This window comes from Desulforamulus profundi (assembly GCF_002607855.1).
This window is the reverse complement of the sequence record NZ_AWQQ01000007.1, coordinates 1-26,225: the sequence shown is the minus strand read 5'-3', so window position 1 is coordinate 26,225 and position 26,225 is coordinate 1. Positions and strand designations below refer to the sequence as shown.

Below are 26,225 nucleotides of genomic sequence, written 5' to 3'. Positions count from 1 at the left end.
TTTTGTAGCCAGGCAGGGTTGGGGGTTGCTTTCGGCAGAAATAATGATCGCGACATTAGCTTTTTTTACTGGGGATTTGAACAGGGTAAAATCTCGTCCCGGGAAATAGCCCTTATTGCCGTTCTGGCCACCGTTGCCGCCTTGGGACGCATTCCGTTTGCCGGGTTGCCCAACGTGCAGCCGACTACTTTTATGGTGATCATTTCCGGTTATGTGTTTGGCTCGCGGGCCGGGTTCATGGTTGGATCGACGGCGGCCCTGGTCTCCAACTTTTTCTTAGGGCAGGGTCCGTGGACGCCCTGGCAGATGTTTGCCTGGGGGCTGGCCGGTACCTCAGCCGGTTTAATCAAAATGGTTTATCCCAACATTGGACCCAAATCTATGTTGGTTTTTAACTTTATCTGGGGCTATCTTTTCGGCTGGATTATGAATGTGTGGTTTTGGACGGCTTTCATTCAACCTTTGAACTGGCAGTCGTTTATTGCTACCTGTGCCGCCAGTTTCTGGTTTGACACCTTCCATGCCGTTGGGAATACCATCTTTTATCTTCTTTTTGGTGCTGGTTTTATTAAAATTTTGCAACGCTTTCGGAGGAAGCTGGAATGGGGTCAGGCTTGACTTTTTGATTTATTGCATATTAATTCTTTCATCTTCTGAAAGCCTCTGGTTATTCTTGCTGGGTCGATTTGCAGCCTCTTCGCTAGATACTTCGTGATAATACTCCCTGGCTAATTGCTTCGTAAATAAGCATATTTCTAGCTGTTACAATCTTTCTTTCCCGGCATCGACCTAGGAGTTTTTCTTTTTCAACATCAAAGTCAGTCATAATCTTTGCAACGATTTCATCCCAAGTTAGCCGGTTTATTGTGTTGAATTCCTTTTTGTCGTCCCCTCTCCCGACGTAGGTTTCATCAGGCAAACTTACTTCGGGTGGTACTTGTGGAGCATGAATATCTCTAAACATGTCTAAATATTGTCTATAGGCGTAACTACGGTTCGAATGTAGAATGTTTAAGATAAAGTCGATATCTACCAACGAACTATTTCCGGCGACGTATTCTTTATGGCTACTCCATGGGTAATATAGTCCTTCCAGAAGCCTGGCTCGTATAGGGTTTTGATGTATATAAACAACCAGTGTTGCTAGGTAACGATCATTGTCACATAAAAACGCCTTATATCTCTGTTGAAAAACATGTCCTACATGTTTGTATTTCCGATTAAAATATTGTGTGTAACATTGTTGAATCCCCTGCATGATCTTCGATAAGGGGGTCTGGTCAACACGGATAAGTATATGCAGATGGTTTTCCATGAGCACATAGGCCAAAATTTCATAATTATACCTTCGCTTATACCTTGCAACAAATTCAAGGTATTTCTCTTTATCACACGGATCTAGAAAGATGATCTCTCGGTTATTCCCTCGTGCAATAACATGATAAATTGCACCTGCATAATGAACCTCGGTTTCCTTGCCATAAAGAACTCCTTGATGGAATAGTTTTCCTAGTGCAATTGTATAGTGAGATTAAAAATAAGTCAATAAGTAAATAAGTCAAGCCTGACCCCGCGACCCGAAAATGCTTCGTGTACTGTATTCATGCGCCGAACCTATTGTACTGCTGAAATTCATTTGCTATAATCAACTCAACTTCTATAATCTATACTGAATCACCAGTATACAAAAATAATAATTTAGAGGATAACTGATGGGCTATTCCAAGGGTCAGATGGAAGATGAGATTACAAAGGCAATGATTCTATGGGAGAAAGAATATAAGGGCAGGGGACCTACTGAGGCAAAGACAGATATTATCCGCAACATGGTGATAGTCACCCTCAAAGGGGTATTGTCTCAGGCTGAGCTGGTCCTGGCCCAGAACAGAGAAGGGAGGGTCTTGATCAAAAAGTTGCGGCAGCAATTAGTTGAACAAGGACGTCCTGAGATTGAGGAAATAGTCTCCCGTATAACCCTTCGGAAAGTGGTCAGCCTTCATACTGATATCAGCACCAAAACTGGAGAACGGGTTTTTATTTTCATAATGGACCAGGAAATAAGGCCTTGGTAGACCTAATATAACTAAAATTAAGTTGGAAAACTTTTTAAAGGGTATATACTATCAGTTAAAATGAAGTCCAACACCAAATGCTTTAATGCATTGGTGTTGGATTTTTTTGTTTGAAAACCATGTACACCAAAAAGGGAGGTTATAACTTATGAAACCACTCGTAGCCGTGATTATGGGAAGCCAATCCGATTGGGCGGTGATGCGTGAAGCTTGCCGGGTACTTGAAGAGTTGGGGATTTCTTATGAAAAAAAGATAGTTTCTGCCCATCGCACTCCCGATTGGTTATTTAGTTTTGCTGAAAACGCACCGAAGCAGGGGATCAAGCTTATTATTGCCGGGGCCGGGGGAGCGGCCCATTTGCCGGGCATGGTTGCCGCCAAGACCCTGCTGCCCGTTATCGGCGTGCCGGTGCCGACCACGCATCTCCAGGGCATGGATTCCCTGCTGTCCATTGTGCAAATGCCGGCCGGGGTACCGGTAGCCACCGTGGCCATTGGTGCCGCCGGGGCGAAAAACGCCGCACTTTTAGCAGCGCAAATCATTGCTTTGCATGACGAAGAGCTGGCCGGGAAGCTGGCGGACCGCCGGGACAAGGCAGCGCGGCAGGTCCTGGAAACTGAGGAGTGGTCTTGAGATGCCGGGCAGGATAATACTTCCAGGGTCCACTATCGGTATCCTGGGGGGTGGTCAATTAGGGAGAATGACAGCCATTGAAGGCAGAAAAATGGGTTACGGTATTATCTGCCTGGATCCCACCCCTGGTTGTCCCTGCGGCCAGGTGGCTGATGACCAGATTGTGGCCCCTTTAGATGATCTGGCAGCGGCGGTAAGGCTGGCGGAAAGAGCGGATGTGCTGATATATGAATTTGAAAATATTGATGTCCGGGTGGTGGAAGAACTGGCCAGACATTATTATCTCCCGCAGCAAAGCCGTATTCTGGCCATTACCCAAAACCGCATTGAAGAAAAGATGCAATTGAAAAAAGCTGGTTTCCCCGTTGTATCCTTCCGGACAGTCAAAAATCCGGCCGAACTGGAACAGGGGATAGCGGAACTGGGTTATCCCTGCTTGCTGAAAACTGCCCGGGGAGGATATGACGGTAAAGGGCAGTTGGCACTAGGTGATCCCGAAAACTTAAAAATTGCCGTAGAAATGTTGCAGTCCGCCAACCGGGAATGGGTTTTGGAGAAAAAGATTGTCTTTACCCATGAGGTTTCCGTTATCGTGGCCAGAAAGGCAACCGGTGAAATGGCGGTCTATCCAGTGGCGGAAAATATCCACCGGGAAAATATACTTCATATGACGGTGGTGCCGGCCCGGGTGCCCCTTCAGGTGGAAATGGATGCTATCGCCCTGGCAAAGGAGATCGCTCAGAGTTTCCAGGTGGTAGGCCTGTTGGCGGTAGAGTTTTTCGTCACCCCCGATGGTTTGCTGATTAATGAGCTGGCACCACGGCCTCATAATTCAGGACACTTCACCTGGGATGCCTGCTGGACCTCCCAGTTTGAACAACTAATCCGGGCAGTCTGTGGTCTTCCTCTAGGGTCCACCCAATTATTGACTCCTGTGGTGATGGTGAATATATTGGGAGCCGACCTGCCTCGGGTTCTAAAAGAAGTCCCCAATTTTCCGGAAATTGGAAAATTCATTTATACGGGAAACGCGGCAACCTGGAGGCAAGGCGGAAAATGGGTCACCTGACCATTAAGACAGGCCAACCGGGCCAAGAAGTTACCCGGATAAAAACAATCTTCCAGGAATGATTGTATATGTTTTTGAGAAAATGCGAGGAGAATGAGATAAAGTATGGGAAACATGTTAGAGCTGGCAGCAACAAACCTGACATCACCGGTAGTGCTTTTCTTTGGCTTAGGTGTACTGATAACTTTGGTTAAGGCTAAAGTGGAGTTTCCAACCGCTGTCAGCGATTTTATTACTATTTATCTTTTAACGGCTATTGGATTTAAAGGAGGCGCAGCATTGCACAGGCTGGGATGAGTTCAATCTTCTTGACTATCCTGGGCGCTGTTTTCCTGGGTTTAATTATTCCTGTTTATTCTTTTTATATTCTTTGGCGTATCGGTAAGTTAAAGTCCGATGACGCAGCAGCTATTGCCGGTCACTATGGTTCAATCAGTGTGGTTACGTTTATGGCTGCTGCGGCCTTTCTAAACAATATGCATGTGGAATATGAGGGTTATATCAACGGCCTGCCAGCATTAATGGAAACGCCGGCTATCATTGTGGCATTAATTTTGGCTTTCTGGGCTAAACAAAACAGCGTGAATAATTCTTCGCAGAAAGATATTTCTCTCGGCCAGGTGGCAAAAAATGTAGTATTAAGCAAAAGTGTTATTTTGCTGTTGGGAGCAATGGCGGTGGGTTACCTGAGCGGGCCTAAGGGAATGGAGACAGTAAAGGTTTTTTATAAAGATATCTTCATGGGGATTTTAAGTCTGTTTATGCTGGAAATGGGAATGATTGCGGCAAGCAAATTATGGGAACTAAAAAAGCAGGGGTGTTTCTGATATCATTCGGCATTTTAATGCCCCCGGTTAATGCTTTGATGGGGATACTAACAGGGGTTTTTGCCGGCTTGAGTGTGGGAGGCGCAACTCTGCTGGGGGTACTTGCTGCAAGTTGTTCTTATATTGTCGCCCCGGCGGCCATGCGCGTTTCTCTGCCTAAAGCCAACCCGGCCCTGTATTTAGGGGCTTCCCTGGGGGTTACGCTACCTTTCAACTTAATTGTGGGTATTCCCATTTATTACAAAATGGCTGTTTACTTTACCAAGGTACTTGGGTGATTATATCAGTAAAGGGGGTTGATAATAATGTCAAAAAAACCAGGAGGATACATGGGTTACCCAGGGATGTTGAGCCATCAAGGGAATTAGTCTGTAAGGGATATTCAAAGGAGGGGGTGGATAATGAAATTCTTTAATAAGAAACGGGTCAGCGTCATTGTAGAGAAGGCATGGAAAGACAAGGTTATTAAATTGTTTGAAGACTCAGGAGTAAGTGGATTTACAGTATATAAAGAAATATATGGTAAAGGGAAACACGGTGTTAAAGGTGCCCATGGCAGTTTGAATGAAATTTCCGGGAACGTGGAAATTGTCAGTATCACCGGTCCGGAGGTTGCAGAGCGCATTCTTCAAGGGCTGGAAACTATGATTGACAGGGGTATTATCTTGATAGTACATGTTACAGATGTAACTGTGCTCAGAAATGACCAATTTAAATAAGGTCGATGACCTCGTTTTATGAGAATCAGATAATGTACCAGGAGGGATGTAAATGTCATTAAGTGCATACCGGGTTCTGGCTGGACCTGAAGGTTACCTGCCGCCGGCAGCCGCTTCAATGGGGGTGATGCTTCCCGAGAAAGGGGAGTCACTGGTGGAGGGCAGGGTAGTACCAGAGGAGGAAGCACTACAGAAGATAGCGGAAAAGCTTTTAGCTGCCAAAAATCCGACGTTTTTCCCCGGCCCCCTTATTCTGTGGGACTGGAAAGCTGGGGTAGCAGAGAAAGCTGCGGCTATCAAAGAGCTGGCAGAAACCGTGGGAGCTAAGATAATCCCTATGCCGGATTACCGACCTAAGTATCCCATGATTAATCCAGCCGTAGAGATCAATCCCAATCATCCTAACTTAACCATCTGGCACAACAAAATAGATGTCTGTATTTTTGTTGGTGTCCACTGCCATTATGCCAATGTGGCCTTGAAAATAATTAGAGGCGGTACAGACTGTTTCACTATTGCCTTGTGCGGAGAAGCAGGCCATGAAGATGCCATGATTACTCTGCGGGATGTCAACCTAGCTAAAATTAAGCGACTTAATGAGGTTATTAAAGCGGCGAAGGAGGGAATGAAGTGATCACGCAAAGGATAGTAGAGCCTGAATACCTTTTTTTGAGGCAGCCAGAGAGAAAAAATTCATTACAGGTAGCGAAGCCGTTAAGGAAGCCATTAAGAGAGCTAATGTAGATATGGCTGTTTCTTATCCCATTACACCCCAGTCTGAAAGCATGCATTTGGTTGGCGATATTTTTGCGGAAGGGTACTTAAGGGAGTATTTCCGGGGTGAAAACGAGTTTGCTGTAATGTCGGCGGTAGCCGGTGCTTCCATGGGCGGGGTACGGGTATTTACTGCCACGGGTGGTCCGGGGACTTTGCGGGCTTTTGAAACTTTTCCCACCTGGGCCGGGGCCAGACTGCCTATTGTTTGCGCTTTTATGACTAGAGGGGTGAACTCCCCCCTCACCATTCAACCTGATACGATTGAAATGGCCTTTATGCTTGACACCGGGATTGTGATGCTCCATGCTGAAACAGCTCAGGATCTTTATGACATGATTTTAAAGGCCTTTATTATTGCTGAACAAACTGATGTCCATATCCCGGTAGGGGTTTTTGTGGATGGTTTTTTGTGACTCACTCTAGGGATAATGTAGAAATAGCTGCGGAAGATATTAAACTGCCTCCATATAATCCGTATAACTCCCCGGTGCCGGTGATGGATATGGAAAATGTTCCAATTAGGCAGATGCGGGATCCTTTTGTAATGAAAAGTAACTTTATAAGCTATGCCGCTCATGCTTCCTGGCAGCAGGAAATACTGGCAGCGGCAGAAAGAGCAAGGAAGTACATCCATAAGTATTTAGGTGGCTTGGTGGAAACAGACAACGAAGGGGCCGAAATTCTTGTTGTAGCTTCTGGGACAGCTGTTTCCCAGAGCCGGGAGGCCGTTGCCCTGGCGCGTCAGGAAGGCATAGATGCCGGACTAATCCGTATAAAAAGCCTGCGTCCATTTCCAACTGAAGAAATCAAAGAAATGACTAAAAAAGCCAAAGCCGTCATAATTCCCGAATTTAACAGGGTGGGCTGCTGTGCCGGGAGGTTAAATCAGTGATGGTTGCACCGGAAAAAGTGCTGGGTGGGCCCAGGGTTTACGGTGGTATGACCATGCCCCCTGAATTGATTTTGGCTGAAATCAGGAGGTGTTCTGCGTGAATAAAACCTGTTCAGAATTTCGCCCGGTTTTGAAGATATCATGCCTACGGAATACAGAGAACTGGTGGAGCGCGGGCCTTTCGGCAAAGGGCTAGGCGTTTCTGACTTGGGGACCTTCAAAGAACTGCTGGAGGAGCATCCGCTCTGCGCTGGTTGCGGTCTAGCTCTTTCGCTGCGCTTGATTCTGGCTTCACTGCCGAATCCAGAAGACACAATAATTGTGGGATCTACCGGATGCAGCGCACTGGCTTTTCCCCAAGTGGCATTGCATAATATTCATTCCCTGTTTGGCAATCAGAATGCCGTGGCAACAGGATTAAAGCGGGCCTTAAAATTAAGGTTTCCCGATAAAATAAAAGACGTTGTAGTTATTGCTGGCGATGGTGCCACCGCCGACATAGGTCTGGATATGGTAATGCAGTCTTGGTTCAGGCGAGAAAACATTACTACCATTATGCTGGATAATGAAGCCTATGCTAACACCGGTGGCCAAGAAAGCGGTATGTCTCAGGAAGGAACCGTCCTTAATATGGCCCCAAAGGGTAAAAAATTTCCGAAAATTTCATTGACCGAAATTGCCAGGGAGTCTGGTTGCGCTTATGTGGCCTCCGGTTCGCCTGTGCATCCCAAAAAACTCGAAAAGATTGTTCGCCGGGCTATTCTGGTAGCCAGAGAGACAGGCCCCGCCTATGTACAGGTGTTCTGTCCCTGCCCTACAAACTACAAATTTAAACCAGCAGAAGTGCAAAAAAGAATCAAGGAGCGGATTAAGGCTGGTACCTACCGCATCGTAGAGTATATTGCACCGGAGGCGCAGGAACTAATTAACCAATTGGAGGGGGGAAAACTGATGAGCAATAAAATATGCATCAGGATGTCCGGTTTAGGTGGCCAGGGTGTGGTAACTGCCGCTCATATTCTAGGCTCGGCTGCCACCCGGGATGGCAAGCAAAGCACAGTCAACCCATTTTTTGGTGCAGAAAAAAGGCTGGCGCCGGCTGAGAGTTATGTGAGAATTTCACAAGAGCGGATTTATGAGAGAGGAGAAATCCTTTATCCAAACATTATTATGATTTTCCATCCACATGTAATTACTCTGGGAAAATGCTATACCATGCCGTTTTTTGACGGACTGCAGCCAGAGGGTAAAGTGCTTATTAACTCAGACGGACCATTAGATCTTAGTCAAGAAGAGCTGGGTATTTTAGCTAAGTTAAAGGCCAAAATATACTATATTCCAGCCACACGGGTTGCCAGCGAGATTGGGGGGACGGAACTATCCACCAATATGGCCATGTTGGGCGGATTAATGGGCATTGCTGAGCTGGTTTCTAAAGAGTCTCTTAAGGAGGCTTTGTTGGAGAGATTTGGCGGCGGTAAGTTTGTAGCATCTGGAACAACTGCTGCACTGGACGATGTCTTGAAAAGCAAATATGCTAAATTAGCCGGGCTGATAGAAAAAAACATGGAAGTAATGGAAAAATCCGCTGATGCTGTTGTGGAGTTTTTATTTGACAACAAAGCTAAAGAATTGGGGGGAACAATTGTGTATGTTGCAGCTAAAGTAACAGAGGAAAAATGCATTGGATGCAAATTGTGCGTGTTAACCTGCCCCGACCCGAATGTTATTAGGGTATTAATGCCAGATAAAAAAGTGCAAGTTGATGAAAACCGCTGCAAAGGCTGCGGGCTGTGTGTAGAAATTTGCTCCAAAGGGGCTCTGGCCATCGTCGGTAATTAGGAGAGCCACCATGGCTGACGGCAGTTGTTTCTTTAAAGGGCGGCGGATCGTGCTCATTACCAAGCACGGGAAGGAGCGAGTAATCAAACCCACTCTGGAAAAGGCCACAGGCTGTCAGGTGCTTCTTGATACAAGCTTTGATACCGATCAACTGGGTACTTTTACCCGGGAAATTGCCCGACCGGGAACCCAGTTGGAAGCGGCTAGGCGCAAGGCCCAAAAAGGGATGGAGTTAACCGGCCTAGACATCGGTCTGGCCAGTGAGGGAAGTTTTGGCCCCCATCCCTTAATTCCTTTTTTGCCATGGAATGTGGAAATAGTCTTGCTGGTGGATGATAGGGAAAAACTAGAAATTTACGGCATGTGCGCCAACAGTGAAACCAACTTTACTCAGACTTTAGTTGCCGACTTGCGGGAAGCTGAGGACTTCGCACGTAAGATCGGGTTTCCGGAGCACTGGCTGGTGTTGCGGCCGGATAATGAGCGGCATCAATCTGTGGTTAAAGGCATTAATAAGTGGGAACATTTAAAAGACGCGGTTAAGTGGGGTTTTGCTAAATCGGCGGCCGGAAAAGTTTTTCTGGAGACCGATATGCGGGCTCACGCAAACCCGACCAGGATGCGAAATATTCAAAAAGCTGCAGAAGATCTGGCGAAAAAGATAAAACAGCAATGTCCCCGGTGCGGAACACCCGGTTTTTCAGTGACCGTCAGGAAAAAGGGTTTGCCCTGTGAATGGTGTGGTCGGCCTACGGAAGAAACAAAGGCCAGAGTTTTTACCTGCGGCAGGTGCGGTTTTTCCAAAGAGAAAAGAATGCCCCGGAGCAAAAAAGCGCCGGCGGGGCGATGTCAATACTGCAATCCTTAATCCCGGCGCAGCATTTATTGAGTCAAGGAGAACGGAGAAATGAGCAAGGAACAGCGGGTGGTTGACCCGGCCTGTCTTTTTTTTGAAGCTGCAAGGGCATCGGCTTTCATAACAGGCAGCGAGGCGGTGGCGGAAGCTGTTAAGCGTCCAATAATAATTACTCATTTTATACCGCAACAACCCCAGACATCGATCTTTTCTTCCACAATGCGGCGTACGGCATCCTTCATGCCGGACAATGCGCAGGTAATTTCGGTCATTCCCGGGTCTGTGGCAAGGGCCTTCTTGATGGCTTCGATAGCGGCATGCGACAGTTCCGAGTAAAAATTGACCTTGCTGATCCCACCGGCAATCAACAGACTGAATTCTTCATCCGTAAGTCCAGAGCCACCGTGTAAAACCAGGGGAACAGAAACTTTCTTACGTATCTCCTTAAGGCGCGGTATATCGAGTCGGAGACGCCCCTTGAACAGTCCGTGAACGGTTCCGACGGACACGGCTAAAAAGTCCACTTTTGTTTTTTCTACGAAATCGGCAGCCAAATCAGGATCGGTGTACACTGTGGCAGTAGCCCCCACGTTGCTTCCGGTTGCGTCCTTGCCGTGGCTATAGAACTCTCGCCCAGCAACAAAACCCAGTTCCGCCTCTACCGAAACCCCTGCGGCGTGGGCAATCCGTACCACTTGACGGGTCAGGTAGACGTTCTCCTCGTAAGAAGGTAGATCCATCGATCATGATGCTGGTGAAACCATAGCGAATAGCCCTGACCACCGTATCCAGATCCTTGCCGTGATCCAGGTGAACAGACACCGGAACCGATGCTCGATCGGCAGCCCGCAACAGGGTTCCTGCGAAGGTTTCCATATCAACGTAATCAAGGTGGTTCTGGGCCAGACTCAGAATGACAGGTGCTCGCCGCGACTCCGCTCCCGCCAACACCCCCTCCAGGAATTCCAAGTTTACAACGTCGAAAGCTCCAACGGCATAGCCCCTGTCACTGGCTTCTCTCAGTATTTCGGTAGTTTTAACCAGGCCCATCGTAAACCTCCTAAAAAACCATACGGTAATCGGTTGTTATCCGGTGCACGGCCATAGGCCGAAACACTTCGTCGGCAAAACGCACATGAATGGGGTGATCGCGATAAAAGTCGATCACCTCCTCGTCAGCAAAGTCAATAATCAAAAGATACCGATAGGACGCATTTTCTGCCACGGCAACACCAAAGGACACACCGGTCACCCCGGGAATTCGCATCAGTTCTTCCCGTGCCTGGGCTGCCATGGCTAAACAACTCTCCTTTGAAACCTCCGCCGACACATTGAAAACAATCAGGTGTTTAACCATTGCCGCACCACTCAATCCTTCTTTAAATCTTTTTAATTAGGTTTAAATCATATCTAAATAATTTCTGCAAAGGCTCCACTGTATTTACACCACTGCTTAAATGTCATTTTCCAACATCAGTTTCTTGAAAGCCACTGCCGGCGGGGGAAGTGCCCTGTTATGCAAATGTACTATGTGCCAGTAGCGATGCAGCGGAAAACCTTCAACATCCAGGATTACGAGACTACCACACCGGTGTTCAAGAGTGATGGCCTGACGCGAGATAATTGCTATCCCAAGTCCGTTGGCAACTGCCTGTTTTATAGCACTGTTGCTGCCCAGTTCCATGCCTACCTGTATCTGTATCCCCTGCAATGTAAAGAAACGTTCTGCGGTTGCCCGGGTTCCTGAACCGGGCTCCCGCATGAGAAACGTTTCCTCCGTCAGTTCTTGTACGGAAATGTTTTTTCGAGTCGCCAGCCGATGACCCGGCGGAGCGATAATTACCAGTTCATTGCTAAGAAAAGGGACCACCTGCAAAGATGCCTCATTGTCCGGAACTTGGCCGATGATAGCCAGGTCAGTCTCTCGCAACAAAAGCCGTTTAAGGACTGTAGAGCGGTTATTTACCTCCAGTGAAATGGTCACCTTGGGATAAGTTCGGCGAAAAAGACCAAGGTAGCCAGGGACCACATACACCCCGGCCGTGGTATCTGCGGCCACACGCAACGTACCATTTTCACCGGCTTTGAGAGCTTCCATGGCCTGGATCGTTTCCCGCAGTAAAGCAAGATGCGCTCGCAGTAATCATTGAGGCAATGCCCGGCTTCGGTCAGAAAGACCTGGCGACCCACTTTCTCGAAAAGCGGTGTCCCCACCGTCTTCTCCAATTGTTTTACATAAATACTGATGGCAGGTTGGCTGATTATCAGTTCATCGGCGGCACGGGAGAAACTGCTGTGTTTAGCAACCGTCCGAAAAATCTGCAATTGATGCAAGTTTAGCTTATTTTCCATGCGGCTCATGTAATCTGCTCCTCCTGCTTTACACTATGGGGAACTAAGCAATGTCTGCATCAATAGGAACATCCTCTGCCTCAATGCGTGCCAGGTCTTTTTTTAGAACAACACCGGCATTGGCAAACAGCCGGTTGGCCTGTCTTAGCTTAATTAGGTCTATGGCATTTCGTACCGTGCGAGCGTTTGCAAAATTAGGTAGTGCCAGCTGCTTTTCAATTAACGTTCGGAACGCCTGACTGGCAGCATTGTCCAAATAATACCCCTGCTGGGCCAGCATTATTCCCCCAATCTGCAGCAACTCATCCAGAAGGTAGTCCGGGAAGTCAATATGATGGGTGACCCGCGACCGCATGCCGGGATTCATGCGGTAGAATTCATCCATACGTTCTTTGTATCCGGCAAAAATAACAACCAGATCATCCTTTTGGTTTTCCATGACTTGCAAAAGAATTTCAATGGTTTCCTGGCCGTAGTCCCGCTCGTTGTCCTTGCGAAAAAGATAATATGCTTCATCGATGAAAAGAACCCCGCCCATAGCTTTTTTCAAAACTTCCTTGGTTTTCGGAGCGGTATGGCCTACATACTGACCCACCAGATCATCGCGTTGAGCCACCACCAGATGGTTGCGGCGGATGTAGCCCATGCAGTGAAGAATTTGCGCCATTTTCATGGCGACGGTGGTCTTGCCTGTGCCGGGCCGGCCAGTAAAGGACATGTGAAGTACCGGTCGGTCGGCCTTAAGTCCCCAGTCCCGCCTTAAACGGTCGACCATTAAGAATGCTGCTATCTCCTTGATTCTGGCCTTCACTTTCTGCAGGCCGACCAATTGACGATCCAGTTCGTCCAGTATTTCCTGAACTTTGGTTTCACGAAATGTCTGATCTAAATCGATTTGTACATTTTCCTGCCCGTCACACTCGATCAAGGATTCGCACGCCGGGTTGGCCACGCAGATCACCTCCTTTGCAAATCCTAATTCCAAGGTTGATGCCATCTTAACCAAGCTCTATGTCTACTGCATATCGGCAGGATAATATGCAATGAAACTTACCACCTGTCCCTGTCGGTCGGCATCGTAACCATTGATTTTAATATAGCAGTCAGGGAAAGCTTTCTTGCAAGACTGAAACTCGTACATGATGGCAGCGGCGTCTTTAAGATCAAACATGGGCAGACCCCACATCCGCCAATAGTTGTTCCGAGGGTGCGGCTCATCGGTGTATTCGACCGAGAGGCAATATCCCTGATTCAACACCCATTGAATTTGTTCCCTAACCTGATCTTCGTTAAGAGGCGGCATAAACGCAAAGGCACCCTGCTTCACTGTACCCATAAATAAACCCTCCGTTTAATGTATTTTTACTCATTAAATCTCTTATGATGTTGGTGTAACAACTACATCCGGTGTATCCGTTGATGCATAATCAAATGTGACATCTTTCCAGGTATCCAGAGCAGCTCGGAGCTCGGGCGATTTTTTTGCAGCCTCACGCAAAATGTCTTCTCCTTCTGCCAGTATATCCCGGCCGGCATTCCTGGCATAAACCACCGCTTCCACCGCCACCCTGTTGGCAGTGGCGCCGGCCGCAACACCCATGGGGTGCCCGATAGTACCGCCACCGAACTGCAAGACCACATCATCGCCGAAAATGTCCAGCAGTTGGGGCACCTGGGCCGCGTGAATACCACCGGAAGCCACCGGCATCACATTGGCAAGAGACGTCCACTCCTGGTCAAAATAAATACCGCGGCTGAGATCCTTGGAAATGTATTTATCCCGCAAAATCTTGCAGTAACCCTCCACCATGGAACGGTTGCCTTCCAGCTTGCCAAGGACAGTACCGGTATGCAGGTGATCGCCCCCGGCCATCCTTAACCATTTGGCTAAGACGCGAAAGTTAATACCATGGTTTTTCTGCCGTGTCATGGTTGCGTGCATCGCCCTGTGACAATGGAGTAAAAGACCGTTTTGCCGACTCCACTTAGACAGCGAAGTGAAAGCCGTCCAGCCGACAGTCAGAAAATCTACCATTATGATGGGCATACCGATTTCTTTGGCAAATTCTGCTCGCCTGAACATCTCTTCCACATCGGGAGCGGTAACGTTCAGATAGTGTCCCTTGCGCTCACCCGTCTCGGCCTCAGCCTTTTTCACCGCTTCGATACAATAGAGGTAGCGTTCGCGCCAGCGCAGGAAAGGCTGGCTGTTGGTATTTTCATCGTCCTTAGTAAAGTCCAGGCCACCTCGCAGCCCTTCGTAGACAACGCGCCCGTAGTTTTTACCCGACAATCCCAGCTTTGGCTTGACCGTACAGCCGAGAAGGGGCCGACCGTAGTTGTTTAACATGTCTCGCTCCACCTGGATACCGTGCGGCGGGCCCTGAAACGTCTTGAGATAGTGGGGAGGGATGCGCAGGTCTTCCAATCGCAGAGCTTTCAGGGGCTTAAAACCGAACACGTTACCGACAATAGAAGAAGTCATGTTGGCGATAGAGCCTTCCTCGAAAAGATCTAAATCGTATGCAATATAACACATGTGTTGGTTCGGTTCACCAGGTACCGGCTCAATGTGGTAACACTTAGCTTTGTAACGTTCCAGATTGGTCAGCCGGTCAGTCCAACATACGGTCCATGTGGCAGTGGATGACTCACCTGCCACAGCTGCCGCCGCTTCTTCAATCGGCACCCCTTCCTGCGGCGTCACCCGGAAGGCAGCCAGGATGTCTGAATCCTTCGGGGTGTAATTAAGGTCTAAATAACCCATCTGCCGATATTCCATCACCCCGGCACTGAACTGCTGTTTTGCCTCTGACATTTCTAAATACCTCCTCATTGTGTTTGTACACCAATATCCACTCATCGGTGTATCTCTAAAATAACAAGTAAAGTGACCTGTGTCTAATACAAGTTATTATAAGAATCTATAAATAAATGTTTATAAGTCATCATGTTTAAAAAACATTTTACTTCTTCAGGTAAAAATTCCTCAGGACATTCTTAATATCGGTTTCCATGACCACAAAAGCCGCCTCCTGCTTAGATTCTTAAAGCATGAGACGGCTTTTCTGCATTTATTGTCGGTTTTCCTGCAGTTTAGCATGATTTTTCGCCCACCGACAATGACATTGATTCCTTTACCGCCAATCTACGTGGGTGGTAACAACATACTCCTTTTCTTGTCAAACGAAAGTACGAACACGAAAAAAGCGTACCCGACTTTTACTTAGATCTTTTATCTAACTGGATTATAACACATTTTACAACAACAGAGCTATTTGTCTGCACTTCTCATGAAGGGTAAAAGTGTTACATGGGTCCAAAGAGAGGACTCAGCCAAACGTCCTGGCAAGGACACCGTCTACCGTTTCCTCAATCCAGAAACTGGCTAGCCTTGCTGTCCGCCGATATTGAATTTTCCGATGAAAAGATTTTAGGCATTTATAGTAAACGCTGGGACATCGAAATCTTTTTTCAAGATGTCCCAGTCATCTTGAACGCTAATCCCTGTTGCCAGGACACCGTACGGGCATGCCCAGATAATAACCCTGTCCGTATCGAATGCCGGCGCGGCGCAAAATTTCAGCTGTTTCACGGTTCTCTACGAACTCGGCCACTACTTCTATCGAAAGCTTTTGCAAAAGTTTTGCCATGTTTTCTACAATCATCCTGGAGCGTCCACTCCTGGTGATCTCACGCACCAGGGAACCCTCAATCTTGGCAAAGTAACAGTCAAAGTAACGAAGATAAATAAATGAGGAAAAACCGCTTCCAAAGTCGTCGACTGCCAGGCGCACCCCAAGATCTGTCAGCTCCTTGGCGAAAGCCTGCACAGCATTCATATCCAGCACGGCTTCTCGCTCGGTAATTTCGGCCACAACTTCTTCCGGACGGATGTCGTAGCGGTTGAACAGGTCAGCCATGAACCGTGGAGTTTCTCTGTTCTCCAACTCGCGCATAGAGAAGTTAATAAAGAAAATCTTGTCCTTCGCCCAAGAGCTCTTTTTTTCCCGCATGGCCTGCTCTATGACTATACTACCAATATCCTTCATAAGGCCGGATTGCTCGGCCGCCTCTACAAAAAGCCCGGCAGAAAGAAACTTTTCCCCTCTCCTCACACGAGCAAGCACTTCGTAACCTAAAGGCTTGCCCGTCTCTAAATCTACAATCGGCTGATAAAAGGGGACGATGCTCTCCTTCGAACGCAGAGCTTCCCGCAAGAGAAGAATTCTCTCGTGGACCACAGTAGGATTAGTACTCTCATCGAGCGCATCAATGAGCTGTACCCGGTTCCTCCCTTTCCTCTTGGCCGTTACCTGAGCAACCTCGGCAGCTAACATAAGGTCGGCTTGCGCCTGCCCATGGTGGGGGTACGAAGCCACGCCAATGCTGCTTGTAATGAAAATACCCTCCTCCCCCAAAGGACGAATTTTCAGCTCGCTAATGCCCTGGCACAGCACCTGCGCCTTTGCCAGGGCTTCAGCAGGACCCGCATCCAACAGTATAACCCCAAACTCGTTACCGCCTATGCGTGCAATGGCAAAGGCATTGGGGAACGACTCCTGCAGGAAGTCAGCCACAACCTTAAGTACAATATCCCCTACGATATAACCGTAAACGTCGTTAATCAGCTTAAAATTATCAATGTCTAGCCAGTATAAAGAAAACTCTCGTTTCGTGCGCCGCGAAAACTCGAGTGCCTGCTGCAACTCTTCTTCGAACTTGCGGCGGCTCAAAAGGCCTGTAAGAACATCTACTTCCGAAAACATCCGCATCTGGCGCGCTACTTCTCCCTGGTATCCCAGGAGTAGCAGGTCGAGGTCAAGAAGCAACGATGTCCCGCCGTACTTCACTCTTTGCAATTCTCTCTCCAGGAATTGGATAACCGGGACTAGTTCGTCGCAGCAACGCCCGAAAAAGAACCCATAGGCTGTTACCAGCTGCTCCAGCGACACTTCTGCAGCGCCCAGCTTTCTTCCGAGGTCTATACGCCGCTGCAAGAGTTCCTTGTCATGGTTTCCAGCAAACAACGCCAATAAGTCGCTCGCTGCCCCGCGCAGTTCCGCCTCGTTTGCCTCTTGCCCTACCAGATCCAACAAAGATCGCAGCCGGCCAGCGTATGCTTGCGCCACCCTTCCGGTAAGCTCTACATCATCCAAGGGCAATTGCCCGGCCTGGGAGGTTAGTTCTTTAATAAGCTCCAGCAATCCCTTTGAAAACCTCACGTACGCTCACTCCCCATCATCGCCCTTGGCAAAGACCACTCTGTTTTTGCCCAATTTTTTTGCTTGATACATTGCTTCATCCGCTTGCCGGATTAACTCGTCTGGATCGACAGAGCCACGGCCGGCATACCCGGCAATTCCTATACTTACCGTAAGACCATCCACACCCGGCAGTATCTTTTCCGCTGCTATTTGGGACAGAATTCGTTCCAGGGGAATCATGGCCTTGGCAAAATCTGTCGCCGGAAGGACAATTACAAATTCTTCACCGCCAAACCGAACGGCCAAGTCATCATTCCGCAAAATTCTTTTGATAAGACCAGCAACAAAACAAAGTGCTTCGTCGCCGGCCTGGTGGCCGAACCGGTCATTTATTCGCTTAAAATCATCCAAATCGAGCATGGCAACAACAAGCGGCTTGCCCTGCTCTTGAGCTTCTTCGAGCATCCGGGGAAGCAAACGATAAAGGGCTAGCCGGTTATAAAGCCCCGTAAGGTGATCGTGCTCAACCCTTTCCTTTAGCTGGAGGAGGAACGTATCAATAACTATCAGAATCTGGGCCAAAAACTCGGTCGCACGGGCTATGTATATCCACTGCACATTGTCGCTGTCCCGCTTAATTCCCATGACTTCGCGCAGAGCCCGTGTATGCACGTCCAAGATGCTGGCGGCCTGCACCTCGCTCCCGTCCAGGCAGCGCGGCAGATCCTGGTACGCTTCCAGAAGCACCCCTTCCGTAGCCCCTTCAAACATATAACGCTCAAGATAACTGCGGTAAGTTGAATAGAATTCCCCCGACAACTATTCATACCTCCTCCCTAGCAGCACGCTGGCATCGTCTTCAGCAATGCCATATCTCTCTACCACACGGCATGCCGCTTCATCCCCTGCCCCTTCCCAGAGCCATTGCAAACCTACGGGCGAAAAGCTACGCTTGATCCCGTCGGTACAAGCCAGAAGAAGAGCAGGCCCCGGCAGCTCCAGCCGGCGGATGGCAGGTTTCAGCATTCTCTTGCCTGCAATGCCCGGCTGCCCCACCAGGACATCCGTACCTTTTCGCGTCAGCACCCACCCTCTGATGTTTCCGACCAAGATGTATTCTATCGCTTTCCTGTCAAGCAGGGCCAGGAAAAGAGCGCATCCCCGCGTATGTGCAGCCGCTTCTTCCAGAACGGAGTATGTCTGCTGCAAAACACCCGTGGCCCGCTGCATCGCCTGCGCCAGGACCACCGCCCCGCGGTGTGCTCCCTCCCCATGGCCCAGCACATCTGCTACAACTACGAGTGCGTGGTACCCAATTCTTTAGTATAACAAAGGTCGCCGTTTACCTTCTCCCGCCAGTGGGGACGCGAATATGCCGACACTTCCCACCCGGAGCCTTCCCGTGCCTGCTCGCCGGCTTCCGGTTTTTCAACTTGTAAACTCAAAACTTGCGCCTCCTCTTTTCCACCCTCACCACGGTGCCCGTGCCGACTTCGGAGGCAATCTCACAAAAATCCATAAGGCGCCTTATTCCCGACAAGCCTATACCCAGACTGCGCTCATGTGTCGTATAGCCTTTTGTCAGAACCCTTTCTACGCTCTCGATGCCCGGACCACGATCAGCCGCCACCACCTGTATGGCAGGCCCACCGCTCTCCTCGGGCCGTTTACGGATCATTATTTTACCAGGTTGTGCATAGCGATAGATATTGCGTGCAAGTTCAGAAACCGCAGTGGCTACTTTGGTTACATCAGCGAGAGAAAAACCAAGCTCTTGGGCAAGTTGCTTGGCCATCTGTCTGGCTATGGCAATATCTTCTTCCCGGGAGATGCGCACCACCACGTCAAAGTCGTTTTCCGAAATATCCAGCAACTCCCTTAGTTTCCCGTCCAAGACCCACTACTCCTCTCTCAGGGCGAATATACCAGACCCATAGCGTGCTCGAGGTCACGAGCAACCAAAAAACCTTGCAGTTCTATCCCCATTTGCGCCAGGGTTAGGGCCACAGGAGGCTGAATACCGCAGATCACCGTGCGGCAACCCATCAGGTGGGCCATGGCGGCAGTCTCCGTAAGAGTATAGGATATATAGCTGTCGATTACCTCCACCATCCGTACGTCCAGAATAACCGCCCGTACCCGGTGCTCCTGAATTTCCTCCAAAAGCTGTGCTTGCAGCTGCTCCACAGTCTTATCGTCCAGGTCTATCTGTATGGGCACCAACAAAGAATCACCAATCCTTATGGTTGGGACCACCTTTTCTTTAAATGCCATCGTGTTCTCCACCTTCACCTTCACCCGGGAAATTACTGCCCCGCGCCCATAAGATTTTCCTCTGCCGGCTCCTGTCTTCCTCGATCATGGCTATAGACTGGCGCAGAGCATCTTCAAGGTCACGCGCTATCGTCACCATGCGGAAATCGATCCCCAGCTTAACCAGGGTGTGGGCGATTTCGGGCTTAAGGCCGGTTAGGATAACATCCGTTCCCAGTAGCTTCACTGCGCTAAACGTTTCGATAAGAAAACCACCCGCTGCCGTGTCAATCGTGGGGACCCCGGTGACGTCCACAACTACCACTTTGGCCCGCGTGGCACTGACGCGATCCAAAAGCCTTTCTGCCATACCCTGCGCCCGGTCACTATCCAGGCCGCCAATCAGCGGCACCAGCAGTATCTCCCTCCAAATGCGGATTATCGGCGTTGCCAGCTCCGAAAGCATGCGCTCAAGCTCGCGAACAGCCTGCTCGCTGTCATGGCGCAGTTCACCACAAAGCTCTAGAACCAGCGGCAAAAGCTCGGCTGCCGGAAAAGTTGGAACACGCTCGATAACAAGTTTTAGCTTTGCCCCCAGCGCCGTTTCTCCCAGTTCATGAAGCAACCCAAACAAGGGTTCCCGTATCGCCTCACGCAAATTATTTCCGGTGGCACCCGAAACAACTCCCGGCAAAAGTTCGCGCCATAGTTTCTCTTCATGCTTACTACCAGCCTCCAGCTCCTCAACAAGCATTTCTACCAGGTTATTATTCACTTTAACATGCTCCTTTCAATTAAAAGTACGTGCGTGTAAAAAACATAACCGTCCGTCCTTGCGGATCTTTAGGAGCGGGCCGCTTCATCCCGCTCTAAAACCTTTTTCATTGCTTCTATCACCGCCGGGTCAAACTGCTTCCCGGAACAACGCCTTAGTTCCTCTATTACCCACTTTTGGTAAAACGCCCTGCGATAAGGCCTGTCCGACTTCATGGCTCATAAGAGTCCACCACCTTGAATGAAATATTGTTACGTTGGGTCCAGGCAAAAGCGGTTTTTCCCTTGTCTCTTCGCCTGATAACAGGCTGATCCGCCCTTTCAAGCAAGGAATCAACAAAATCGTTGTTTTTCGCCAAGGCTATCCCCAGGCTTGCGGTAACCTGGCGGTGAGGGAAAGGAAAAGCCTCTATAGATTTCCGTATTCTTTCCGCCACTGCTACAGCACCTTCCTCTTTTGTCCCTGGAAGAATGATTACAAATTCCTCGCCCCCGTAACGGCCCGCAATATCCACGAGCCTGATGGAGTTTCTTATTATCTCTGCCGTCTTCTGCAGCACCACATCGCCGGCCACGTAGCCATAGGTATCATTGTAAGCCTTGAAGTTGTCTACGTCCACGAAAATAACCGACAAAGGGATACCGTACCTGACCGTCCTCTCGAGTTCGGTAAACAGCATGTTCCGCAGGGAACGCTTATTAAAGAAACCGGTCAAGAAGTCGGTTTCGGCTTCTCTTTCCAGGCGGTGTATAAGCTTCGCGTTAGCCAGGGCTACCGCGGCGAAGTTCGCATATATCTGCAGGTTTTTGCTACCGTTGTCATCCAGGGAAACAGGGGCCACTATACCTAACAGCCCGACGGCACCCAAAGCACTCCAGAGGGGATAAACCATGATTTCATTCCCGGGAGCAACCTCTAAACCGGTGAGACCCGGTAGCGTCATTAATTCCTCAATACGCAGAGATGACGGCTCAACTTTTGAAAATACCTGCTCAATCAACGGCTGGACCATCGGCCATTCGGTCCCGGTCAATAGGTGGCTGTGTTCACCTTTGGCTTGCGCTATTCTGATTTTGTCACCTTCTCGAAGGCCTACAAAGCATAAATCAACCTTGTAGATTATAATCAGCGAATTCGCTATAAGGTCCAGAACCTTGTCCAGCTCGACGATGGAGGTCATCAGGCGGCTGATCTCATAGATGCTGTTCAGCTCAAGCCTCCGTAATCCTAACAGGTTTTTTTCCAGGATAGCCTTAAGAACCTCATTAATCGTCTGGTAAATGCTATGTGCTTTCGTAACAAAGATATTTTCTTCCTCACGTCCCACCTGGGTTATAAGCTTGGTAGGAGTGATAATAAGGAACCCTATCTTTTGGGCGTAGGAGCCAGGCGGTACGCACAAAGTTTAATCCCGTAAGGGCAGGTAAGCATGTCTTTATCTTCTAATGAACCGAGGGCAGACTTATAAAAACTGATACACTTTTCGTCGCGGAGCACCCTCCTTTATTTACCTCCCGGCATAATTCAACGGGCAGACTAAATTTGGAAAAAAAACCACCATTTGTATCTAAGATATAAATATTTGCATCCATGACATTGGCCAGCGTATCCTGAAAGTCCTGCCAGTATTTTACCGATATATTGAGGAGAAGGTTTGTTGGCATCTAGGAGCACCTCATTTTAACATATCTGCTCTGTCTAATTTACCGAGAATACTTATTCCGTTTGGCGTTATCTCAAATTCCCTCAGGTCCTTGTTATGGTCGCTTCCACGGGTTTTCATGATGCCAAGGACTTTTTTGATGTGGGAATTATCCTCTACATACCGCAGTATGATTATATTATCGATTATTAAGGATATTTGTGTTTTGGATACTATGAGGGATGAAAAGGGGTCGTCGTTGACCGCCGTAAATATGGTGTTAATATGCCGTCTCCTGAGCTGCTGTCCCAGCGCCCAGAGATAATCCTTGTACTTTTGTAGATCAGAAACGCTGTTTTCAAAAGAAGAGATGCTGTCGATGACAAACCTCTCCACCTTTTTTTCCCTGATCATGTCCAGTATCTCAAAAGCGTGTTTATCTACATCCAGTTCTACGGGAGAAATAAACTTGATATCAAGTCGATCCTCTGCCAGATGTCTATCTATCTCCCACCCCAGATGACGGGCAGTATTCAGAATTTGAGCTACAGGCTCTTCAAATGAAAGGAATATTCCTTTTTCGCCTTTTTCAGCCCCTTCCAGCAGGAACTTAAGGGCAAATATCGTCTTGCCCGCACCTGTGCCACCGGAGATGAGTGTAATAGTACCTTCTAATAACCCGTCAGACAACATTTCGTCTAAATTCGGTATCCCGAATCCCTTGCGCCCCTGCTTGACCTCGTACCGGAGTTCTTTACCCTCCGGTCTCATCCTCGGGTACACTTCTATTCCCGCAGGGCTGATTTGAAATAAATGTTCCCCCTGTTCAAAACTGGTCCCCCTCATTTTCCGAATACGTATAAACCTTTTTTGAAAACGCTTTTCTCCCTGCCCGTAAAGGTGAAAAATCCCGTCAGCAATGGCAAACTCGCTTAAGAGCGTCAGCTCCTGTTCTTCGTACTCGCCGACGAGAAATACGGTGATTTCCCATATTGATAGAGCGGCAGCCAGGTCAAAAACAAAAGCCTTAAAAGTTTTTTCGTCCGGGAAGAGGTCTCTTATGGCCTTGAAGCTGTCAATTACAACTATGTTCGGCAGATGTTTTTTGATCATTCCAGTCAGGTATTCCAGAGCATTGTCCGTGCCCTGTTTGCGCAGAACATCTCCCAAATCCCCGTAAATAACCTTGTCACCCAGCAAATCATCTGAAAAAAACTCAAACCCCTGCAGATGCCTTACCATTTTGAACTGTGATTCCGATATAGTGGTCAGGTATAGACTTTTAAGGCCGCTCCTGGCGCTGTTAAATATGATGTTTTGGACAAATATCGTCTTTCCGCTGCCCGGAGCGCCGGAAACAATGTTTAATGAATAAACAGGTATGCCGCCACCAAGAATAGAGTCAAAATTTTTGATGCCTGTTATCAATTTATCCATCTATCATTCCTCCCTGGTAGAAAAAGGTATGCCGGTAGCTTCTTCTTTCAGCTTGTTTTTTATTTCTTCCGCTCTTTCATGGCCAAGAAGTTTGGCCAAAATTGCTACATACCTGGTGATAAACTTCATGAACATGTCTTCAACAGGCAGGTCAGAGTTTTCCTCTAAACAGGCTGCTATCTTTGCGCACGAGATCCCATTTTGGTCGTACTGCAGGAGTTCTATTTCCTTATGCTCCAGCGAAACTTCCCACACAACCCTTTCTAGAAGAAGATTCACAGAAACCATTCCAAGGTACTTCGCCGACGTAATCCATATCTCCCTCAGCAAAGTTTCATACTGCTCGATCCGCTCCTTTTTGAATTCGCTCATAACAATCCTCCTCAGATAAAAACATAGATTCACACTAACTCTTTTTCTTTTTCCCTTCTGACTCCCAAGCGGCTGCGGGAAAATCAGGAGATAATCACTGCATCCTGGAAGCTCACGCCTCAACAGGTTAACACAACAAGCCGCCTACTCCATGTAAAGGTCTGACGCAAGCGGTCAAAACCCGCCTGGTATTATCCAGGTTGATCTTAATAATGATACACCCTGCTCAAACTGGAAGGAAAGAAAAAATTAACGACGCCACCGGTCATCATCGCTACGATGGGGACGGATTATCTGCGAGAGCACTTCTACAAAAAGTCCCATTAGGGCATCCACTTAGGGTATCTACCCCCTCCCCGGAAATTTCTTTCATTTCATCTTCCGGAATTCGAAGGAAAGCCTCCACCACACACGGGTCAAACTGCCGGCCCGCCCATCGCCTTAGTTCCTCCCGCGCCTGCCGTTGAGTAAGCGCCTGCCGGTAGGACCTGGCGGACGTCATGGCATCGTAAGTATCGGCCACGCGGATAATACGCGCCAGCAGCGGAATCTCTTCCCCAGCCAGGCCGGCAGGATAACCACCGCCGCCATAATCCTCGTGATGGTGCCGTACGGCTGTAATGACCGCCGCCGGAAATCTGGCCGGCTCCAGAATCCTGGCCCCCACAACAGGGTGGCTCTGCATCTCCTTTCTTTCCTCCTCAGTGAGAGGTCCCGGTTTGAGAAGAATGTCTTCCCGCAAGCCAATCTTGCCCAAATCGTGTAAAAGCCCGGCCAGGTAGACTTGTTCCTTTTCTTCGGCGCCAAGCCCCAGGGCGCGGGCACACGCCCGCGCCCAATTCGCCACCCGCCCGGAATGACCCCGCGTGTAAACGTCCTTGGCCTCCAATGCCGCCGCCAAAGCCTGCACGGCACTCAAATAATAATCCCGCAGCGACGAGTAAAGCCGGGCGTTCTCCAGTGCCAGCCCGGTCTGACTTGCGATGGTCGCCAGGTAACCGACTTCTTCTTCCTTCCAACGATGCGGTATGGGGGAATAAACTGACAATGTGCCCAGAATCTTTCCACTCGCCCGCACCGGCACCACGGCAACGGACCGCATTTCGGCCGCGTAGATGTGGGGGTGCGTGCCGGGTCCGCTGGCGGCCAGATCTCCCGCGACGACAGGTTTTCCCGTCTCGAGTACCTGACCCAGCGGGGTACCCTCCGGCCGGACACGACCTGCAGTTCTGCGCTCATGCCCAGGCCGGCCTTCAGCACCAGTTCGCCCGTCTCCTCATCAAGCAGCCTCAGCACACACCACTTCGCACCCAGGACCTCCTTCAGGCTTTGCAGTGCACATCCTATGAGCACGTCCGCTTCTAAACTGGAAGATACCAGTTGCCCGACCTCAATAAGTTGTTTGAGCATCGCCGCGTTTTCCTCCAGATCCCGGAAAAGACGAGCGTTCTCCAGGGCCAGGGCAAGGCTTGTACCAAGGACGCTTAAAAAGCGAGCTTCGTCTTCGCCGAACTCTGCACCCTCAGGTTTGCCGGACAGTGTCAACACCCCTGTTATTTTATCCCCGACCTTGAGGGGCATGGAAAGGGCTGGCCGCTTCTCCTCCACTGTGTTGCCTTCCGGGTGGCTGTCAAATCGCAACTCACTTGCTTTGCGCGTTACCGCTTCAATGACCTCTTTTTCGGGAACCACCCGGAACTCTTTGCTCGATTCCGCAGTAGCAGCAACTTCAGTTGATTCGGGGGTTCCCCCGGCAAGCATGACCACCGACCCGCTGGTGGCACCGGTCAGCCCGAGGACGAGTTCCAGGGCCTTTTGGGCTACTTCTGATACACGAAGGCTTGACGAAACAACCTGGCTGAACTCGAACAAAGCCGCAAGCTTTTCAGTCTTTTCCAGCAACTCTTGCTTTGAATACAAAAGCCGGGAAAGAGTATCCGTGAAGGTATGAAAAGGTTCGACTGCCTCCCGGAGGCGCTCTTCCGGCCATACCGGTACCATCCGGGCAGCTTCCATAAGTTCCTTTCCATTAAGGCTCAATTCTCTTGCCAGTTCCGGCACAATCTCGAGACGCAGCGGTTCCAGGCTTACGTTCTCCCCTATCACCACGGCTGCAGTCTCGTTTTTTATTTTGATCGGGAGAGCAATAAGTACCAGACCGGCATGGCACAACCGCAACGCGGGTTGCCCGGATTTGGCAACGGCCTTTGCCGTTTCAATCCGGGAACTCTTACAACGCGCATGACCCGGGTCCGTATTATTGATTATGGCACAGAAAGGGCAAAGATTACTTATCCTCACTAGCGTTGCATAAATAAATTTCCAAAATGTCAATATCTAAAATTCTAGAAAAAAACCAATAAATCATTGTTTTTCCAGCAATATCCTGTAAAAATGATTAAAATCTCCTTATAATTGAGGTATAACAGGTAGTCCTGTCCATAATCTCAAAAATAAGGAGACATCGCATGGACAAGGATACCAATAAATCCACATATA

Annotated in this window: 31 protein-coding genes and 5 pseudogenes; 12 read left to right on the top strand and 24 right to left on the bottom strand. The window is 48.9% G+C overall.

From position 1 onward, the window contains the following. The first annotated feature begins 18 nt into the window (after positions 1-18). Positions 19-618, top strand: a complete 600-nt coding sequence (locus P378_RS00970) for an ECF transporter S component (protein WP_238472697.1) — start codon at positions 19-21, stop codon at positions 616-618. Positions 619-700: 82 nt separating this feature from the next. On the opposite strand, the gene P378_RS20400 is transcribed toward P378_RS00970, so the two are convergent. Beyond that, positions 701-1,036, bottom strand: coding sequence for a hypothetical protein (locus tag P378_RS20400; protein WP_238472696.1), 336 nt, complete (start codon positions 1,034-1,036; stop codon positions 701-703). A 138-nt stretch (positions 1,037-1,174) separates the two neighbouring features. After that, a pseudogene (locus P378_RS23865) lies at positions 1,175-1,408 on the bottom strand (transposase); the annotation flags it as partial. 304 nt (positions 1,409-1,712) lie between these two features. On the opposite strand from P378_RS23865, the gene P378_RS00960 reads away from it, so the two are divergent. The 11 genes and pseudogenes from P378_RS00960 to P378_RS00910 all read left to right on the top strand — a co-directional run bounded on the left by P378_RS00960 (position 1,713) and on the right by P378_RS00910 (position 9,700). Further along, positions 1,713-2,072, top strand: coding sequence for a Na-translocating system protein MpsC family protein (locus P378_RS00960; protein WP_099081958.1), 360 nt, complete (start codon positions 1,713-1,715; stop codon positions 2,070-2,072). A 148-nt stretch (positions 2,073-2,220) separates the two neighbouring features. Beyond that, complete coding sequence (gene purE / locus P378_RS00955) at positions 2,221-2,706, top strand: 5-(carboxyamino)imidazole ribonucleotide mutase (protein WP_099081957.1); 486 nt, start codon at positions 2,221-2,223, stop codon at positions 2,704-2,706. Next, positions 2,624-3,724, top strand: a pseudogene (gene purK, locus P378_RS00950) (5-(carboxyamino)imidazole ribonucleotide synthase); the annotation flags it as partial. The gene purE and the pseudogene purK, both read left to right, overlap by 83 nt. Then, complete coding sequence (locus P378_RS23860; RefSeq protein ID WP_476588308.1) at positions 3,628-3,837, top strand: hypothetical protein; 210 nt, start codon at positions 3,628-3,630, stop codon at positions 3,835-3,837. The pseudogene purK and the gene P378_RS23860, both read left to right, overlap by 97 nt. A 43-nt stretch (positions 3,838-3,880) precedes the next feature. Beyond that, positions 3,881-4,880, top strand: a pseudogene (locus tag P378_RS23855) (sodium-dependent bicarbonate transport family permease). A gap of 123 nt (positions 4,881-5,003) precedes the next feature. Further along, positions 5,004-5,321, top strand: a complete 318-nt coding sequence (locus P378_RS00930; RefSeq protein WP_099081953.1) for a DUF190 domain-containing protein — start codon at positions 5,004-5,006, stop codon at positions 5,319-5,321. Between the two features lie 52 nt (positions 5,322-5,373). Continuing rightward, positions 5,374-5,955, top strand: a complete 582-nt coding sequence (locus P378_RS00925; protein ID WP_099081952.1) for a carbon monoxide dehydrogenase beta subunit family protein — start codon at positions 5,374-5,376, stop codon at positions 5,953-5,955. A gap of 112 nt (positions 5,956-6,067) precedes the next feature. Continuing rightward, on the top strand, positions 6,068-6,511 hold the full coding sequence (locus P378_RS20395; protein WP_238472694.1) for a hypothetical protein: 444 nt from the start codon (positions 6,068-6,070) through the stop codon (positions 6,509-6,511). After that, on the top strand, positions 6,508-6,990 hold the full coding sequence (locus P378_RS20390) for a transketolase C-terminal domain-containing protein (RefSeq protein WP_238472693.1): 483 nt from the start codon (positions 6,508-6,510) through the stop codon (positions 6,988-6,990). Before P378_RS20395 ends, P378_RS20390 begins: the two co-directional genes overlap by 4 nt. 141 nt (positions 6,991-7,131) lie before the next feature. Then, complete coding sequence (locus tag P378_RS20385) at positions 7,132-8,832, top strand: 2-oxoacid:acceptor oxidoreductase family protein (protein WP_099081951.1); 1,701 nt, start codon at positions 7,132-7,134, stop codon at positions 8,830-8,832. 10 nt (positions 8,833-8,842) lie between these two features. Next, complete coding sequence (locus tag P378_RS00910) at positions 8,843-9,700, top strand: DUF6671 family protein (RefSeq protein ID WP_099081950.1); 858 nt, start codon at positions 8,843-8,845, stop codon at positions 9,698-9,700. Positions 9,701-9,861: 161 nt separating this feature from the next. Here the strand turns inward: P378_RS00910 and P378_RS00905 are convergent, their stop codons facing one another. From P378_RS00905 to P378_RS20365, 22 genes and pseudogenes are all read right to left on the bottom strand, one after another. Beyond that, positions 9,862-10,383 (bottom strand): class II fructose-bisphosphate aldolase, encoded by a 522-nt coding sequence (locus P378_RS00905; RefSeq protein ID WP_274378612.1) that lies wholly within the window; start codon positions 10,381-10,383, stop codon positions 9,862-9,864. After that, the gene (locus tag P378_RS22645) at positions 10,307-10,738 is read right to left on the bottom strand and encodes a class II fructose-bisphosphate aldolase (RefSeq protein WP_099081948.1); all 432 of its coding nucleotides are present in this window, start codon (positions 10,736-10,738) and stop codon (positions 10,307-10,309) included. Before P378_RS22645 ends, P378_RS00905 begins: the two co-directional genes overlap by 77 nt. A gap of 10 nt (positions 10,739-10,748) precedes the next feature. After that, on the bottom strand, positions 10,749-11,045 hold the full coding sequence (locus P378_RS00895) for a Dabb family protein (protein WP_099081947.1): 297 nt from the start codon (positions 11,043-11,045) through the stop codon (positions 10,749-10,751). A 96-nt stretch (positions 11,046-11,141) separates the two neighbouring features. Then, the gene (locus tag P378_RS00890) at positions 11,142-11,747 is read right to left on the bottom strand and encodes a LysR substrate-binding domain-containing protein (protein WP_238472714.1); all 606 of its coding nucleotides are present in this window, start codon (positions 11,745-11,747) and stop codon (positions 11,142-11,144) included. Then, the gene (locus tag P378_RS20380) at positions 11,669-12,049 is read right to left on the bottom strand and encodes a LysR family transcriptional regulator (protein WP_238472692.1); all 381 of its coding nucleotides are present in this window, start codon (positions 12,047-12,049) and stop codon (positions 11,669-11,671) included. Before P378_RS20380 ends, P378_RS00890 begins: the two co-directional genes overlap by 79 nt. A gap of 34 nt (positions 12,050-12,083) precedes the next feature. Beyond that, positions 12,084-12,992 carry an AAA family ATPase gene (locus P378_RS00885; protein WP_238472691.1) on the bottom strand — a complete coding sequence of 303 codons (909 nt, stop codon included), beginning with the start codon at positions 12,990-12,992 and terminating at the stop codon, positions 12,084-12,086. 63 nt (positions 12,993-13,055) lie between these two features. Then, positions 13,056-13,376, bottom strand: a complete 321-nt coding sequence (locus P378_RS00880; RefSeq protein ID WP_099081946.1) for a RuBisCO small subunit-like domain-containing protein — start codon at positions 13,374-13,376, stop codon at positions 13,056-13,058. A gap of 42 nt (positions 13,377-13,418) precedes the next feature. Further along, positions 13,419-14,858, bottom strand: coding sequence for a ribulose-bisphosphate carboxylase large subunit (locus tag P378_RS00875; RefSeq protein ID WP_099081945.1), 1,440 nt, complete (start codon positions 14,856-14,858; stop codon positions 13,419-13,421). Between the two features lie 682 nt (positions 14,859-15,540). Then, positions 15,541-17,265, bottom strand: a complete 1,725-nt coding sequence (locus P378_RS00870) for a putative bifunctional diguanylate cyclase/phosphodiesterase (protein ID WP_099081944.1) — start codon at positions 17,263-17,265, stop codon at positions 15,541-15,543. 6 nt (positions 17,266-17,271) lie between these two features. After that, complete coding sequence (locus P378_RS00865; RefSeq protein ID WP_099081943.1) at positions 17,272-18,066, bottom strand: GGDEF domain-containing protein; 795 nt, start codon at positions 18,064-18,066, stop codon at positions 17,272-17,274. Then, positions 18,067-18,531: a hypothetical protein gene (locus P378_RS00860; protein ID WP_099081942.1), complete on the bottom strand. Its 465-nt coding sequence runs from the start codon at positions 18,529-18,531 to the stop codon at positions 18,067-18,069. An 11-nt stretch (positions 18,532-18,542) separates the two neighbouring features. Next, positions 18,543-18,692 (bottom strand): hypothetical protein, encoded by a 150-nt coding sequence (locus P378_RS19205; RefSeq protein WP_180260911.1) that lies wholly within the window; start codon positions 18,690-18,692, stop codon positions 18,543-18,545. After that, a complete protein-coding gene (locus tag P378_RS00855; protein ID WP_207653961.1) occupies positions 18,689-19,141 on the bottom strand; it encodes an anti-sigma regulatory factor in 453 nt (150 codons plus the stop codon). The genes P378_RS19205 and P378_RS00855 overlap by 4 nt, the downstream gene beginning before the upstream one ends. A gap of 17 nt (positions 19,142-19,158) precedes the next feature. Then, a complete protein-coding gene (locus P378_RS00850) occupies positions 19,159-19,521 on the bottom strand; it encodes an STAS domain-containing protein (protein WP_099081941.1) in 363 nt (120 codons plus the stop codon). Beyond that, positions 19,511-20,275 (bottom strand): STAS domain-containing protein, encoded by a 765-nt coding sequence (locus P378_RS00845; protein WP_099081940.1) that lies wholly within the window; start codon positions 20,273-20,275, stop codon positions 19,511-19,513. Before P378_RS00845 ends, P378_RS00850 begins: the two co-directional genes overlap by 11 nt. A 68-nt stretch (positions 20,276-20,343) precedes the next feature. Beyond that, the gene (locus tag P378_RS18805; protein WP_238472690.1) at positions 20,344-20,490 is read right to left on the bottom strand and encodes a hypothetical protein; all 147 of its coding nucleotides are present in this window, start codon (positions 20,488-20,490) and stop codon (positions 20,344-20,346) included. After that, positions 20,487-21,677, bottom strand: a complete 1,191-nt coding sequence (locus tag P378_RS00840) for a GGDEF domain-containing protein (protein ID WP_238472689.1) — start codon at positions 21,675-21,677, stop codon at positions 20,487-20,489. The genes P378_RS18805 and P378_RS00840 overlap by 4 nt, the downstream gene beginning before the upstream one ends. Positions 21,678-21,950: 273 nt before the next feature. Further along, a complete protein-coding gene (locus P378_RS00835) occupies positions 21,951-23,354 on the bottom strand; it encodes an ATPase domain-containing protein (protein WP_099081939.1) in 1,404 nt (467 codons plus the stop codon). Between the two features lie 3 nt (positions 23,355-23,357). Further along, positions 23,358-23,726, bottom strand: a complete 369-nt coding sequence (locus tag P378_RS00830) for a hypothetical protein (RefSeq protein ID WP_099081938.1) — start codon at positions 23,724-23,726, stop codon at positions 23,358-23,360. A gap of 274 nt (positions 23,727-24,000) precedes the next feature. Further along, entirely contained in the window at positions 24,001-24,636 is a 636-nt protein-coding gene (locus P378_RS20375; protein ID WP_238472713.1) for an HD-GYP domain-containing protein, read from the bottom strand. A gap of 105 nt (positions 24,637-24,741) precedes the next feature. Next, positions 24,742-24,921 (bottom strand): annotated as a pseudogene (locus tag P378_RS20370) (GAF domain-containing protein); the annotation flags it as partial. Between the two features lie 311 nt (positions 24,922-25,232). Continuing rightward, positions 25,233-26,027: pseudogene (locus P378_RS20365) on the bottom strand (PocR ligand-binding domain-containing protein); the annotation flags it as partial. Positions 26,028-26,225 lie beyond the last annotated feature (198 nt).

Excerpts from the sequence above, each read along its gene's own strand:
- P378_RS18805 (WP_238472690.1), bottom strand. The coding sequence starts at position 20,490 with ATGAAGTCGGACAGGCCTTATCGCAGGGCGTTTTACCAAAAGTGGGTA.
- P378_RS00895 (WP_099081947.1), bottom strand. The coding sequence starts at position 11,045 with ATGGTTAAACACCTGATTGTTTTCAATGTGTCGGCGGAGGTTTCAAAG.
- P378_RS20380 (WP_238472692.1), bottom strand. The coding sequence starts at position 12,049 with ATGAGCCGCATGGAAAATAAGCTAAACTTGCATCAATTGCAGATTTTT.
- P378_RS00910 (WP_099081950.1), top strand. The coding sequence starts at position 8,843 with ATGGCTGACGGCAGTTGTTTCTTTAAAGGGCGGCGGATCGTGCTCATT.
- P378_RS00960 (WP_099081958.1), top strand. The coding sequence starts at position 1,713 with ATGGGCTATTCCAAGGGTCAGATGGAAGATGAGATTACAAAGGCAATG.
- P378_RS22645 (WP_099081948.1), bottom strand. The coding sequence starts at position 10,738 with ATGGGCCTGGTTAAAACTACCGAAATACTGAGAGAAGCCAGTGACAGG.
- P378_RS00875 (WP_099081945.1), bottom strand. The coding sequence starts at position 14,858 with ATGTCAGAGGCAAAACAGCAGTTCAGTGCCGGGGTGATGGAATATCGG.
- P378_RS20385 (WP_099081951.1), top strand. The coding sequence starts at position 7,132 with ATGCCTACGGAATACAGAGAACTGGTGGAGCGCGGGCCTTTCGGCAAA.
- P378_RS00850 (WP_099081941.1), bottom strand. The coding sequence starts at position 19,521 with ATGGCATTTAAAGAAAAGGTGGTCCCAACCATAAGGATTGGTGATTCT.
- P378_RS00925 (WP_099081952.1), top strand. The coding sequence starts at position 5,374 with ATGTCATTAAGTGCATACCGGGTTCTGGCTGGACCTGAAGGTTACCTG.
- P378_RS20395 (WP_238472694.1), top strand. The coding sequence starts at position 6,068 with ATGGCTGTTTCTTATCCCATTACACCCCAGTCTGAAAGCATGCATTTG.
- P378_RS00880 (WP_099081946.1), bottom strand. The coding sequence starts at position 13,376 with ATGGGTACAGTGAAGCAGGGTGCCTTTGCGTTTATGCCGCCTCTTAAC.
- P378_RS00930 (WP_099081953.1), top strand. The coding sequence starts at position 5,004 with ATGAAATTCTTTAATAAGAAACGGGTCAGCGTCATTGTAGAGAAGGCA.
- P378_RS00830 (WP_099081938.1), bottom strand. The coding sequence starts at position 23,726 with ATGAGCGAATTCAAAAAGGAGCGGATCGAGCAGTATGAAACTTTGCTG.
- P378_RS00835 (WP_099081939.1), bottom strand. The coding sequence starts at position 23,354 with ATGGATAAATTGATAACAGGCATCAAAAATTTTGACTCTATTCTTGGT.
- purE (WP_099081957.1), top strand. The coding sequence starts at position 2,221 with ATGAAACCACTCGTAGCCGTGATTATGGGAAGCCAATCCGATTGGGCG.